At 60.8% G+C, this 13,402-nt stretch carries 8 protein-coding genes; 6 read left to right on the forward strand and 2 right to left on the reverse strand.

The features are described from left to right. Nucleotides 1-240: 240 nt before the first annotated feature. A complete protein-coding gene (locus GOQ09_RS11800; protein WP_242631085.1) occupies nucleotides 241-5,391 on the reverse strand; it encodes a RecQ family ATP-dependent DNA helicase in 5,151 nt (1,716 codons plus the stop codon). 171 nt (nucleotides 5,392-5,562) lie between these two features. Here GOQ09_RS11800 and GOQ09_RS11805 point away from each other — a divergent pair, with 171 nt between their 5' ends. Beyond that, nucleotides 5,563-7,374: an ATP-dependent nuclease gene (locus GOQ09_RS11805; RefSeq protein ID WP_157613586.1), complete on the forward strand. Its 1,812-nt coding sequence runs from the start codon at nucleotides 5,563-5,565 to the stop codon at nucleotides 7,372-7,374. 927 nt (nucleotides 7,375-8,301) lie between these two features. Here GOQ09_RS11805 and GOQ09_RS11810 read toward each other — a convergent pair. Beyond that, on the reverse strand, nucleotides 8,302-8,655 hold the full coding sequence (locus tag GOQ09_RS11810) for a helix-turn-helix domain-containing protein (RefSeq protein ID WP_157613587.1): 354 nt from the start codon (nucleotides 8,653-8,655) through the stop codon (nucleotides 8,302-8,304). Between the two features lie 277 nt (nucleotides 8,656-8,932). On the opposite strand from GOQ09_RS11810, the gene GOQ09_RS11815 reads away from it, so the two are divergent. From GOQ09_RS11815 to GOQ09_RS11835, 5 genes are all read left to right on the forward strand, one after another. After that, nucleotides 8,933-9,454, forward strand: a complete 522-nt coding sequence (locus GOQ09_RS11815; RefSeq protein WP_242631120.1) for a helix-turn-helix domain-containing protein — start codon at nucleotides 8,933-8,935, stop codon at nucleotides 9,452-9,454. Nucleotides 9,455-10,059: 605 nt separating this feature from the next. After that, a complete protein-coding gene (locus GOQ09_RS26330; protein ID WP_242631086.1) occupies nucleotides 10,060-10,641 on the forward strand; it encodes a hypothetical protein in 582 nt (193 codons plus the stop codon). Continuing rightward, nucleotides 10,634-11,740, forward strand: a complete 1,107-nt coding sequence (locus GOQ09_RS11825) for a relaxase/mobilization nuclease domain-containing protein (RefSeq protein ID WP_157613589.1) — start codon at nucleotides 10,634-10,636, stop codon at nucleotides 11,738-11,740. The genes GOQ09_RS26330 and GOQ09_RS11825 overlap by 8 nt, the downstream gene beginning before the upstream one ends. Before the next feature lie 192 nt (nucleotides 11,741-11,932). Beyond that, nucleotides 11,933-12,832 (forward strand): RHS repeat domain-containing protein, encoded by a 900-nt coding sequence (locus GOQ09_RS11830; protein ID WP_157613590.1) that lies wholly within the window; start codon nucleotides 11,933-11,935, stop codon nucleotides 12,830-12,832. Further along, the gene (locus GOQ09_RS11835; RefSeq protein WP_157613591.1) at nucleotides 12,813-13,196 is read left to right on the forward strand and encodes a hypothetical protein; all 384 of its coding nucleotides are present in this window, start codon (nucleotides 12,813-12,815) and stop codon (nucleotides 13,194-13,196) included. The genes GOQ09_RS11830 and GOQ09_RS11835 overlap by 20 nt, the downstream gene beginning before the upstream one ends. Nucleotides 13,197-13,402 lie beyond the last annotated feature (206 nt).

Genomic DNA, 13,402 nt, shown 5'->3' on the forward strand with positions numbered 1-13,402 from the left:
GTTGAATCGTCCATAAATAGCTAGCCCGCGTTTCAACTGTGTGCGCTCCATTACGGTTCCAAGTGGCAAGCCACTGAGAAATCCGTCGACTGTTACCCTGCGCCCGGTCGCGTGTTTATCCACATTGTGCTTAACAGCTCACAGCGCTATGCCGAAAACAGCACGAGACCACATTGCCAACGATCCATCGATCGATGCCCTTTCTTGACATGCGCGCTCTTCCTCTTATTACCGAGGACCTCAGAGGCCCAGCCGGATTTCCACAAGCGGCGTTTCCCAGTGATCGACCTGCAGCGCCGGCCAGTACTCCTCGGGCGTCTGAGACCGGGTTCGCACCATGACTGCAACCACGGAGGCGACGCCTTGTTGGAGGGGCGCTGGATCTATGCTCGCGGCCAGCCGGCCAACGATCTGTCCAGATACCGAGTGGACTAACCGGTCCTTGATCTCGACGAGATCGCCGGACCGCAAAGCAGCAACTGCGCGATGAACTGGCTGGGTGGACGACGCCCGTCCGGCAAATCCAATGTCCATGCTGGCGGGGCCGAGCATGACGTAGCGGCGTTCCAGATCCGCTCGATGTTGTGGGCGGTCCCTGGGCAACTGGTCGTGGACGCCGTTGACAGTCCCAAGGTCGACGAGATAGGGGCTGCGTCCACCCTCAGCGCGCATCAGGCTCAGCGACTGTCGGGCGCGGGTCATGGCCACGTAGAGAAGCCGCCGCTCATCTTCTTCGTCCCAGCGCCAGTCGGCGCAGTCCATCACGATGACGTGGTCGAACTCCAGTCCCTTGGCGCCATGTGCAGTCATGAGTTTGATGGCGCTCTCGCGGCCGTCCCGTCGCATTTCGCCGGAGGCTTCATAGAAGAGGTCGAGCGCCTCGGCGGCTGGAACGACGTCTGCCTGCAGTGTGGCGGCGACGTCATCGACGATATCGAGGAGATCCAGCAGCGCAGCATTTCTGGGCTGGGCGCGCTGCAGATGGCTCAGGGATCTGCGCAGCGCGCCGAGTCGCACCATGCGCAGTTGTCGCCGCCTCAGTGCCTGGGCCAATGCCCAGCCTTCGCGCGTCCGCATCAGCGTGATCCGTCCCTTGGACGCCTCCGGGCCGGTGATCTCGCAGGGCAGCCCTTGGACATCGCAAATAGCCCTCATCTTTTCCAGTGGCGCATGCGTGCGGCAAAGCACCGCGATCTCCGAGAGCTTGACCGTCGGATCGATGCGCCGGAGGCGCTCGATCTCCGCATGGACCAGTTGGACCTGAAGGTTCGGGTCAGCCGGACTGGTGATCAACCGTACCGCGCCACGGCTTTCCTGGTCGATCGTGGCCCATCGGCCCCCTGGTGGATCGTCCTTGCGCCGAGCGTCGATCCGGATCGGGTGATCGACCTTCATGCGATTGGCACCGCGCTGGATCACATGGTTCGCGGCCGAGATGATGTTCTGGGTGGAGCGGAAGTTCTCGACCAGGTAGGTGAGCTCCCCTTCATAGTCAGCCCGGAAGCGCCGGATGAACTCGATGTTCGCGCCCTTGAAGGAGTAGATGTTCTGGTCATCGTCACCAACGGCCATGATGCTCAGCTTGCTTTCGGCCTCTGCGCGCCGGCGGCCGGCGAGGGCGCTGACCAGCGCGTACTGCTGCTCGTCGATGTCCTGGTACTCGTCGACGAAGATGTATTCGTAGCCCTGCAGCAGGCGGTCGCGAACCTCGTCCGCGTCGATCAGGGCCGAGCTCTTGCCTTCGAGCAGGTCGACGGCATCCTGAAGCATCTTCCTGAAGTCGACGCTGCTGGATGTGCGTTCGGCGCCCGCCAGACTGGTTCCGGTCAATCGCAGCGCCATGGCGTGATAGGTCATGACCAGCACGCCCCGCGCGTCGTCTCCGGCGAGCGCCACCAGTCGGCGCCGCAGCTGGATGGCCGCCCCCCGGTTGTAGGCCAGCGCGATGATGCGCCCCGGACTCACGCGCAGTACGCGCAGCAGGTAGGCGATGCGATGGACGATCACCCGCGTCTTGCCGGAACCCGGACCCGCCAGGACGAGGTGATTGCCTGTCCGGGGCTGCGTGACCAGGGCTTGCTGCACGGGGTGCTGCAGGTCATCGACTATGCGCTGGTAGGACTCGTCGGTGGTCTTGCGCTCCAGCAGGTCGGTGCGTCCGCGGAAGAATTCCTTGATGAACTGCTTGTGGGGCAATGTGAAGTACGCTTTAACCAGGGCAAGCGCTTTCGCCGGATCTTCCGCGCCCAGCTTGGCGTACTCGTGCATGACGTGCGTCTGCAGCGTCCGTTCCTTGTAGAACTCTTCCAGGGGTGCAAACGATGCTTGGTTGAACCGCCTGGCGGTGTCCTCGTCCATCTGGATGGTCATCGCAGAGCGGAAGACAGACCTGCCTTTGTCCAGTTCGAGCACACGCGTCTGATGAAGGTAGAGCAGCGCGTTCTCCAGCGCCACGTCGGGCTCGCGCAGCTGGGTCTTCAGAACCAAATCGTCACTGAGCGCGTCGATCAGTGCCTGGGCCTTGCACTCGACCAGGCATGCGCCTTTGACGCCGTCCGGCACCTCTGCAAGCAGCCGCGTGAGCGTGACTTGGGCGACGGCACGTCGCAGTTCGCAGATTCTGCGAATCTGGGACCAAGGCCGGCGCACGGTGACGCGCAGGGTGTCCTCGCCCAGCGACTGCAGCTGGATCATGCTGCGCTTGTCGTTACCGGCGCCGAAACCGTCGGCCATGGATCGCAAGCAGGCCCGGACCTGTGCGGGGTCGAGCTGTCCCTTCTCGTCGTCGAGCTTCAGACGTTCGCGCAGTTCGGTGCAGACCGCTCGGAGATTCAGGTGTTGTTGCGCCTCGTCCTGATCTGCGTCCGGGGCGCTTTCAGCCATGAGGTCGATGAGCTCCTTCTCCATGGCGCTCAGATATTCGAGGCGAGATGCGGACGCGCCCCTCACGCCGCGCATCAGGCGCACCGTCAGTCCGAGGTCATTGACCAGGATGCCCAGCTTGGCCAATTGGTAAACGATGCGAAAGCACTCCTCCGGTCGGATGCCCGCGTCGAGCATGAGCTCGTCTGTGCTCAGTCCCTCGGGCGTGTCGGAGCGGAACAGGGCTGTGGCGACAGCGAGGAATTTCTGCTGAACGCTGGCGGAAAAATCCGCCTTGTCGATGCGATCCTTGGCTTCCTGCAGTGAGGTCACCCGAAGACTGGCAGGAAAGACTTTGGTGGCATTCTCGTTGCGCTTCAGGAAACCATGGCGCTCAAGCCACGACAGCGCCGTGGTGACCTTGGTGGAGGCGTCAGGGGCATCAATCTCTATGCCGGTTCCGACGCTTTGCGCGAGCAGCTCTTTCGCTGAGATGACGATCTCATCTTTTCCCAGCTTCTTGGCCTGGAAGCGCAAGGCACGCAGCAGTCCGATGAAATCCCGCTGCGACAGCTGGGAGGTGGAGGACAGGCGGAACTGGGTTTCGACATCCTTGGGGTCGAACAGCAGGACGCATTTGGCTTCGTCGCCATCGCGCCCGGCTCTTCCAGCTTCCTGGAGGTAGTTCTCCAGGGAGCCGGGAATTTCGGCATGGATCACCAACCGAACGTTGGGCTTGTCCACACCCATGCCGAACGCGTTCGTGGCGGCGATCACCTGCAGTTCCCCGTCCAGGAATCGGCGCTGGGTCTCTTTGCGCAGATCGGCGGTGAGCCCGCCGTGGTAGCAGCCGCATGCGATGCCCTGTTGCGCGACGATCTGCGCGATGGTCTCGGCGCTCTTGCGCGTGGCGCAGAAGACCACGGCGGCATCTTCTCGTCGCAGACCGTCGCGCAGCAGCTCCACGATGCGCTGCGTCTTCTCGCCGCCCGAGGTCGGCACCACGGCATAGGACAGGTTGGTGCGCTCGTGGCCGCCGAGGAAGGTCTTCAGTTTGATCTGCAGGCCTTCCTGGAAGTGGTCGCACAGGTCGTCGATGACGTCCGGCTTGGCGGTGGCGGTGAAGCAGGCAACCGGTGCCTGCCCTGGAAACTGCTCCCGGATGAAGCGCGAGACGTACAGATAGTCCGTGCGGAAGTCGTGCCCCCACTTGGAGAGGCAGTGGGCTTCGTCGAAGACCCAGGCGGCGATCTCCCGCATGCGGATGGCTTCGACGAAAGTCTTGCTTCTGAACTGCTCGGGCGAGACGAGCACGATACCGATGTCGCCCAGGCGGATGCGGTCCAGCACATCGCGTCGTTCCAGGGGAGTGAGCATTCCGTTGACGGTTGCCGCGCACTGGATGTCGGCTTTCATCAGGTTGTCCACCTGGTCTCGCATGAGCGACTGCAATGGAGAGATGACGACGGTCAGCCGCCCTGAGCGGCGGTAGTGGACAAGAGCGGGCAGCTGGTAGCAGATGGATTTGCCGCCGCCGGTGGGCAAGACGGCCAACAGGCTCTCGCGTGCCAGTCCGGCACTGACGATCGCACGTTGCAGCGATGAGCCATCGGCGGTTGTCGGGTGCGCCCGGAAGCCTGGCTTGCCGAACAGCGATGACAGCAGCGCCTCGGGGTTGTGGTTCTGGCGGCAATATGGGCAGTCAGGCTGACCGCAGTCGATCTCCCGCAGCTCTGCGATCAAATGCCTGACGGCAGGCAGTTCGTGAAAGACCCAGTGAGGGAGGATGGAGTTTCCGCCCGCGACGCGGATCCAACCCAGGGCGAACGCCACCGACCAGGGGTCGCGGCCGGCGGAAGAGGTCGCAATCTCGGCGACCAGCGCCTGCAAACGGGTGGCGCAGCAGCGATCCGCAAAACGGCTGGCTACGATCGGCCCGACCGCCTCGCCAGCGGGAGCGGTCTCCTCACGCACCTGCGCCAACAGCGTCGCCATGCTCTCGTCATTGCGAAGCAGAAAGTGCAGCAACGCCAGCCACCAAGGCCCCTGCGCGTTTGTCTCCAGCAGCGCTTCGACGGCCTCTTCGAACACGTTGAGCGCGATTCGGGCGTCCTTGGTCGGGTTGTTGCGCTCGTCGGAGAGCAGCTTGTAGCCCTTCACCAGCCGGTGATAGGGATTGCTGGGGAAGGCGAGGGCGGACAGCTCCAGCGTATCCAGCACAGGCCAGTGCAGGCACTCCAGATGCGGCAGCTGGGTGCGCATCAGAGGGATGTCGTGGCGCCTGATGTTGTGGCCGAGAAGAACCTGGCCGTCCCGGGCAAAGCTGTTGAGGGATACCGCCACCGTGGCTGCCTTGGCAGGAGAACAGGTGCTGCGATAGGTATCCGAGCTGTCCGAACGAACGGCGCCGACAGCGAAAATCTGCTCGCCCTTTTCCGGATGGGCTTCGACGTCGACGGAAACGATTCGACCCTCGGCGGCGATGCGCCGAGCACGTGCATGCAGAGAATCGAGGACAGGCGTTTCCAATGAAGGCCGGCGATCAGCAGCAAGTGAGAGTAAGACGTTGTAACATAAAGTGTTGCCTCGCCGTTAGCCGGCTGTATTGCCACCCCATGGGTCGGTATTTATCCCGCTGAGTCGGCTCTTCCAAAACGCTGGTGGCACAGCGGTGAGATTTGTCACGACTTGGAGAACTGAATGCGTTTGGCTGGACTGCACATAAAAAACTACAAATGCATCGGCGATACCGAGCGTCGTCTTCGTATCGACGGTATCGTCGTTTTGATCGGTCAGAACAACGCTGGCAAGTCCACCATTTTGGATGCCTACGAAGCCTTCGCTTCGGCCGGCGCAGCGCGGGAACACGACGAGTTTCATCGCGAAGACCTGTCTCGACAGATCGAGATCACCGGCGTGTTCAACGAAGTGAATGCCGCAGATGAGGATGCCGTTGGAAAGAAATGGACCTATGACGATGCCGAGTACGGCACGTGTTTGAAGGTGCGCTGGGTTTGGAGCAAGCCGGGTGAAAAGGGCTTGAAGCAGTCTTTCAATCCGGCCACCAATGCCTTTGAAGACGGTGGTATGGGTGGCTGGGATTCGCAAATTCAAAGCCGGATACCGCAGCCATTGCGCATCCGTCCGACCGAGTCAGTGGAGACGACGCAGACCAAAATTGCTGCGATGCTTAAAGACCACGTCAAGACTCGCCTGAAAGCCGATTCTTCCGCGACGAAGAATGCGTTTGCGCAGATCGAGGCTTTGGCAAAATCGATCTTTGATGATTCCAGGGCGGCCTTTGACGACGTTGCTACGCGAATCAATGCTAGCGTGTCCAATATTTTTCCCGGTACGGCAGTCGAACTCATTCCCAGGTCCAAAGATGCGTTGAATGAGAACATCATTGGCGCGGACTCCTACCTGAAAGTCACCACGGCCGGCGGTGGCTCCACGCCGTTGCTTCTGCAGGGCACCGGCTTGCAGCGAGCCTTACTGTGGTCGGCTTTGGCGGTGATGGCTGACAAGGGCGATGCCAAGAAGAAGCCGGCAGCGGTGGCGGCGCCCAGAATCCTGTTGATCGACGAGCCTGAAGCCTTCCTGCATCCACCGACGATTCGCAGTGCGCGTGACGCGCTCTATGACTTCGCCACTGGCAATCCGGACTGGCAAGTCATTGCGACCACACATTCGCCGGTCTTCATCGATCTGTCCAAGAACCACACAACGATCATTCGGGTCGACGCAGACCCGACCAGCGAACACTACATCTCGACCGATTCGATTTCCTTTGACGAAGATGAGCGTACGCGGTTAAAGATGGTCCGTGCCTGCCACCCCGTAGTGAACGAGTTTTTCTTCTACAACAACATCGTGTTGGTGGAAGGCCCGACCGAGCACCTGGTGGTCGAGCACGTGGCGGGGTTGATCGGCGCGGATGTTCATGTGATCGACTGCATGGGCAAAGCCAACGTGCCCCTGTTTGCGCGGATCTTGAACCACTTCAAGGTGCCCTATGTAGCAATCCACGATGCCGACACGCCGTTCATCAGGCGCAAGGAAAAGCTGGTCAAGAGCGGTACATGGACGATCAACGAACACATCCGGAACGCGGTTGCGCAGTCCAACGGAAGTCATGTATTCACACAGTTTCCGCATTTCGAGGGCGAGTTCTTCGGTGAGAATCTGCCGAGCGGCAAGGTAGATCGTGTGCTGGAGGCGCTAGAGAGCAAGCAGTCAAGCGAGTACCAGCACATCTTTGACACATACAGCCGAGTTCTGATGCGTGATGACGTTGTGATGACAACCACGCAGACGGCGTTCGAAACGAAGCGCGATGCCCATGTACAGTCGAATGGCCTGCAGAGTGATCCATTGTGGAGCGGGCAAGAAGGTATCGCTGCTTCGATCGTGGTGGCCCAGCAGCCTGCGGCGATTGCGGTGGCAGCGGTGAAGTCTGCGCTCCCGCTCGCAGACGTTGGACAGGCCGGCGGCGATGCTCCGCTCCAATAGGTACTGCAGGCGAACCGACCACAAATCGGCATTGGATGAACGCATTTAGAGTCACCTGACGGTCAGTCGGCGCCGGCGATGGCGCCTAACCAGCGATGGCTCGTCCCCACCGGATGTCCATGAGCGCCGCTTCGACTTTGGCTCGCAGCTCAGTCTGCTCTGGGTGCGGGACCTCTAGGCGGGTGATGATTCCCAACACGGCCTGGTGCGCGATAGACGCCGCAGCCTGTTGCGCGCGAATTTTCTTGCCGCCCATTGCGGTGTTGAACTCCGAAACGGCCTGATCGAATTCAGCCTGAGGGCGGCTACGGGGTCGACCGGAGCTTGGTTCGTCATCGGCTCTGAAGGGTGCTGTCTAAGTCACGGGCACTCCGCAAGACACCATAGAGATGAAGCGCGCCCAACGTCGAGGCGTTTGGGGACAAAAGCTCTGAAAGTTCAGCCTCGCTCAGCGCGAGCTTGGCGCCTAGGCTGCCGACAACGTCGGAGATGCGGACCTCGCCGGCGGCAGACTCTTTGAGTACGGGGAGCATCAGTGACTGAAAGTCTAGAATCGCCATAGGTTGGTCGCCTGGTTGCTTTTTTGGCAGAGGATTCCATGGGGTGCTCCGGACGTTCTTGATCGGAAGGCAATTGGCTCGCGTGGTCAACGGCCATAGGTACGCAGCCTAGGCCCATTACCGAGGCCGACGTGCAGTCGCTGAAACTCTATCTCCACAACCCAGCTGGAGCACGTGCGCAAGGTCGACGAAGAGATTCTCGATTTCTACAGCAAGGCTGCGTCGCATCGTTCCCCGACGGGGTCAAGCGTGTTGCTTCAACGACTGCTCGCGACGCGAATACATGGCTGGGGCGCTCTGAGAGCGAAGGGCTTTGACTGTGAAGAATCTGCGTCTGTCGAACGGGCAGACCTCTTCATCGCACTTCTTATTTAGTGCCGAGAGTCTTTCCTCGGGGCAACGAGTTTGAAGAGAACGCGGTGAGCCCGAGACTTGCGATCTCTCCTGCCACCACTTCTTGAAGTTTGCCGATTTCCTCGGGCGACGGTGAACTCGCGTAGGCGAGCGTGAGCACGGTCAACGGGTGCAGGCCTAGAACCCGAACGAGGGCATCGATCTTCGTGAGCGTGGGAACGTTGACGCCCCTCTCAAGAATACTGACATAAGTTCGAGATGAGACCGTGTCGAATGCCTCCTGCGGGATGCCTATCGCGACCCGCGCTGCTCGAAAAGCACGCGGAAAATTGGGCGGCGGAATAGGAGGAGCACGGCGGCTTGGCACCGCTCAATTGCCCCATATAGAATGGCATAGAGCTACAAAGTATATGACGAGTTAATGAGTGCCGAGCTCGTCGTCTGATGCTTTGTGCAGGTGCGCTAACTGACCGTTCTTATGTGCGAGATTCAAGATGGCCCATAGAGTGCTTGCTTCGCCGCTGCCGACAGCTCGGCCGTTGCGCCTGCCGGTTTCGGTGACCCGTGTCAGGTCGCGGCGACCCGCCCCTGTCGTGCGCAGCTTGTCAGCGGCGCGCATCGGCGCACAGGTGAGGGCGCTGCGCATGGCGGCAGAGGTGTCTGGCGGCGAACTGGCCAAAACCTCGGGAGTTTCTGCCTCGATGCTTTCTCGCATCGAGCGTGGTTTAGTCTCGCCTTCGGTGGAGACGTTGGAGCGCCTCGCGCAGGGGCTGCACGTGCCGACGTCGCGCTTCTTTGGGGATCAGGCTCGTCGCACGGACTTCTGCCATGTGCGCGCGGGACAGGGCGTCGTCGTGGATCGCGTCGGTGCGGTTTCCGACTACCGCTACGAACTGCTGGGCCACCTACTGTCGGGCAACCTGTTCGTAGAGCCTTACCTGGTCACATTGCTGCCCGATGCCGATCCCTACGTGACCTTCCAGCATCCCGGCCTCAAGTTCCTGTACTTCCTGTCCGGGGAGGTCAGCTACCGTTACGGCGGCAGGACCGCGGAGGTGAGAGCAGGGGACTCGCTGCTGTTCGATGCGAACGCACTGCATGGCATCGAGGCTATTCAGAACGGGCCGGTATCGTACCTGTCGGTGGTGTTCACGCTGCGAGAGTAGGCTGTTCTTGGCGGCATTGCCGCGTAGCGGGGGCGACGCCGATGCCCGTTCGACGGTTCCCCGAATTCGCTGCGTGCCGGATTCACCTCTCTGTCTGGCTGTATTTCTCGGTGTTCGGCATGCCGAACACCGAGAAAGCCTCGAACGAGTATCGACAGCGGCGGTCTTCCTGTTGATGGAGTGGTAAGGAATGTGATGCAGCGGCCGCGTGGGCTCGCTCTGCAATCGGGATGGATGTACGGCTGCGGGGGCTTGGACGCTTTGGCCGCAGGACCAGTTCGAAACTTGGTGGGCAAAGTCCTTGCGTGGCAATGCGGGCTGAAGGCATGCAGATCGTGGTTCGCACGCGGGCAACGCTCGGACGGGGCGAGGTCGTTCGGGTTGCTCGCGAGTTCATTGCGCGCTGGGCTGCTGTGCCTGTCGCCATCGATGTTCGGCATGCCGAACATTAATGGCGGTCTTCGAGCTGTCGATCGACGGCAACGCTCCGGAGCCGCGAAACGGCGAGGTGAGCTCGACGGTGGAATTCCGAGGGCAAAGTCCTTGTGCGGCTATGAGGGCAGGATAGACTGACGTCAGACATTGTTTACGGCCAGCGCGTTGCAATGACCAAGACCTCTCGACCCAGCCGCGTGATAGGTACCCGGGTGTCACCCGACACGAAGGCGCGCTTCGCCGCGCTGGCCGCTCGGCATCACCTCAGTGCGTCGAATCTGCTCGCGAAGATGGTCGAGGAAGTGCTCAAGACCAACGGCGAGAGCTCGCCGGGCTCGGCCGGACAGCGATCCCCCAAAGCATTGGAAAGCGGCGCTGGCGTGACGGACCGCATCACGCTGCGGCTTCGCCAAGGCGATCGAGCCTTGGCGGCGCGGCGAGCCCGTGCACGCGGGATGAAGACAGGCAGCTACTTGGCCCTCCTAATCCACAACCATGTCCGTGCCGCGGCCGTGCTGCCGCCCAACGAACTGGATCAGATCAAAGTGATCAACGCTCAGTTGGCCGCGCTGGGGCGACAGCTTCGGATGTTCGGCGTGCCGAACACTTGGTTGGCGCCAACGGCATCGGATCTCAGCGAAGCGATTGCATCGGTCCGGCGGGACGTCGAGGCGGCACGCGAAGCCACGGCGGCCGTCGTGCGCCGCGACCTCATCAGCTGGGAGACCAGCGGCGAGAGGGCCCATGCCTGAGCACGCGGTGCGCGCGCATCGAATCGGCATTGGCGCGGCCCATTCGTCGCGCGACTTGGCGCTGGACATCGTGAGCTACGGTCGGCGGGGACCGGGTGGCCAGCTGCGCCTCGGCGCCGACCAGATCGCGCAGATCCAGCGCACGGTGGGGCGTACGCCCGAGGTGATGGTGAAAGTCTCCGGCGGCGGACGGGATATCGGCGGCGTCGAGGCGCACCTGCGCTACATCGGCCGCCACGGCAAGCTGCCGATCGAAACCGACGAGGGGCTGACGCCGCAGGGAAGGGGTGCAGCCAGGGAGATCACGGCCGACTGGCAGCTGGAGCTTTGCAGAAGCCAGTACAAGCCGAAACCCGTTCAGGGGCAGAAAGACACGCGTGCGAAGCTGGTCCACAACATCGTCCTGTCCATGCCCGCTGGCACGCCGCCGGACAAGGTGCTCGCGGCGGCACGCGTCTTCACGCGGGAGAACTTCGCGCTGCAATATCGCTACGCCATGGTGCTGCACACCGACCAAGCGCACCCGCATGTGCACCTGGTGGTCAAGTGCGAGCATGAGTTCGAACCTGGCAAGCGTCTCTACATCCGCAAGCACACGCTGCGTCAATGGCGCGAGCAGTTCGCCGCGCTGATGCGCGAGCAGGGCGTGGCGGCCAACGCGACGCCGCGACAGGTACGAGGGCAGATCCGCAAGCCTTACAAGGATGCGATGCATCATAGGCTGCGTGCAATTCGGGCCTTCGCGCAGTTGCCAATCGCAGAGCGCGATGGACGGCGTGCGCCGAAGCCTTCCACGGCGATGCGCGCGAAATTGGAAAAGGTGTTGGGGGACCTGAAGGCCGGCCAAGTCGGTTCGGAGGCGGGTCAGGTAAAAATGCTAGATACGCGGCAAGAGGTGTTGGCGGATTGGCAAGCGACGGCGGACATGCTGAGGAAACAAGGCGAAGCGGGATTGGCGGCGCAGGTGGATCACTTCAGTGCGCGAATGCCCGAGGTGCAGACCGACGATCTGCGGTTGGCTGAACGCTGGACAGACGCAGAAATGAACCGGACGCCGGGGCGCACGGACTTCAAATTCTTCGAGCCGAAAGTTCGATGAAACTGTTGCGCGTCATGACTGGCAGCCCTTGCATGTCGCGAGCGAACAAGATCGATCCCGCCTTCCGACAGGCGACCACCGGTGGTGCTCTGAAGCGGGACGTTTGGTAACGGTGTATCACGACTTGATCCCGGCGGGGCCAACAGCGCGGGCGAGGCCAGCTACATCTACCTGCCGACGGCGAACGGGCCGATGCCGATTGCGGCCGTGATCAACGGCGCCACCTATGCGGTGCACAGCGACCACCTGAACACGTCGAGACGCCTGAGCAACGACAGCGGGCAAGCCGTCTGGCAGTGGAGCTACAGCGCGTTCGGAGAGGACAAGCCGACGATTGCGAAGAACCGGTTCGCGAACATGGACACGACACCGAACCCGGACACTACTAGCGTCTCGGAAGTGAAATTCAACCTGAGGTACCCGGGGCAGTATGCGGATGAGGAGTCGGGACTCTTCTACAACTACTTCAGAACCTATGACGCGAGGGTGGGGCGCTACAGCCAGCCAGATCCAATTGGTCTGAACGGCGGGTGGAACCGATTCGGGTATGTGGAAGCCGATCCTTTGCAGTTCACCGACCCATTTGGGCTGGAGAAATTGAATCTGATCAATGGACGGTCAGTATGGAGTTCCAATTCTCAGGCCATGTTGCAAGCCAGCAGGTTTCCCGATCGGCGTGGTGAGTTGCTGATATTTGGTCGCGCTGACAGCAAATCGATAGCCCATGACAGAGATGGTGGCCTACTCAGCGACAATCGAAAAAGCCTTGATGCCGAGGCTCTGGCGAGACTCATCCGAGGAAGCGGAAAGTGGAAAGATGGCATGCCGATTACCATTTACGGGTGCAACGCTGCCACTGGCCCGGATCCACTCGCTGAACGGCTCAGCAAGATTCTGAACACGCGGGTAGGCGGCTTCGGCGACACCCTCATCCTTCATGGCGGCGGAAAAACCAACCCGGTAAAACCAATCATGTTCACCCATGAAAAGCTTACTCTCAATACTCGTTTTGCTTTTTTCTGTGAACGTTTGCGCTGGGCCGATGAATGGAGGTGCGAACTGTCAGGACATAGTGACTATATCCAAGGGTGAAGTTTATCTGGATGGAGGATCCTTAAGAGTTGATGGCTTGGATAGATGCCTGCAAGAGTTTTCATTGAAGGTGGATAACTCACTAGAGCGCGAAAGGAAAGTTGGCTATCCAAAAATCGTCTTAAATGGGATGGAAATAAAACGTTACAGTGACATGGAACACCAACTTTTTGAGCTTCTGGATAGAGCTGTATTGCGCAGAATAAGCCCCCTATCAATAAAGAAGTTCAAAAAGAGGATGGCTGATGATTTCGACAACGAAGAAGCCAGAAATACCGCTGTGCTTTTGGGGGCAATAGAATATCTTTGTCGGCGGCAAGGGCATGAGAACCCGATGCGCCCTTGCGCGAAGTATCTAAGGTGAAAAATCGTCTCGATTACCAACTTGGCCTGGGAGTGAAGGAACGCTCTTCCTGGGCTTAAACATCTTGTACGGCTGTCGGCCGTAACCGGACCTTGAAACGCGCTTTCTTGATGACGAACCTTAAGCCGCAGTCGCTTCCGCCAAATTGGGTGTTTCTCGCCAAAGACGAGGCTCGCCGCATCTCCGAAGAGCTGACCCGTGAGGTC

This window comes from Variovorax paradoxus (genome assembly GCF_009755665.1).
Classification (GTDB): Bacteria; Pseudomonadota; Gammaproteobacteria; order Burkholderiales; family Burkholderiaceae_C; genus Variovorax; species Variovorax paradoxus_G.

Excerpts from the sequence above, each read along its gene's own strand:
- GOQ09_RS26330 (WP_242631086.1), top strand. The coding sequence starts at position 10,060 with ATGACCAAGACCTCTCGACCCAGCCGCGTGATAGGTACCCGGGTGTCA.
- GOQ09_RS11825 (WP_157613589.1), top strand. The coding sequence starts at position 10,634 with ATGCCTGAGCACGCGGTGCGCGCGCATCGAATCGGCATTGGCGCGGCC.
- GOQ09_RS11830 (WP_157613590.1), top strand. The coding sequence starts at position 11,933 with ATGCCGATTGCGGCCGTGATCAACGGCGCCACCTATGCGGTGCACAGC.
- GOQ09_RS11815 (WP_242631120.1), top strand. The coding sequence starts at position 8,933 with ATGGCGGCAGAGGTGTCTGGCGGCGAACTGGCCAAAACCTCGGGAGTT.
- GOQ09_RS11805 (WP_157613586.1), top strand. The coding sequence starts at position 5,563 with ATGCGTTTGGCTGGACTGCACATAAAAAACTACAAATGCATCGGCGAT.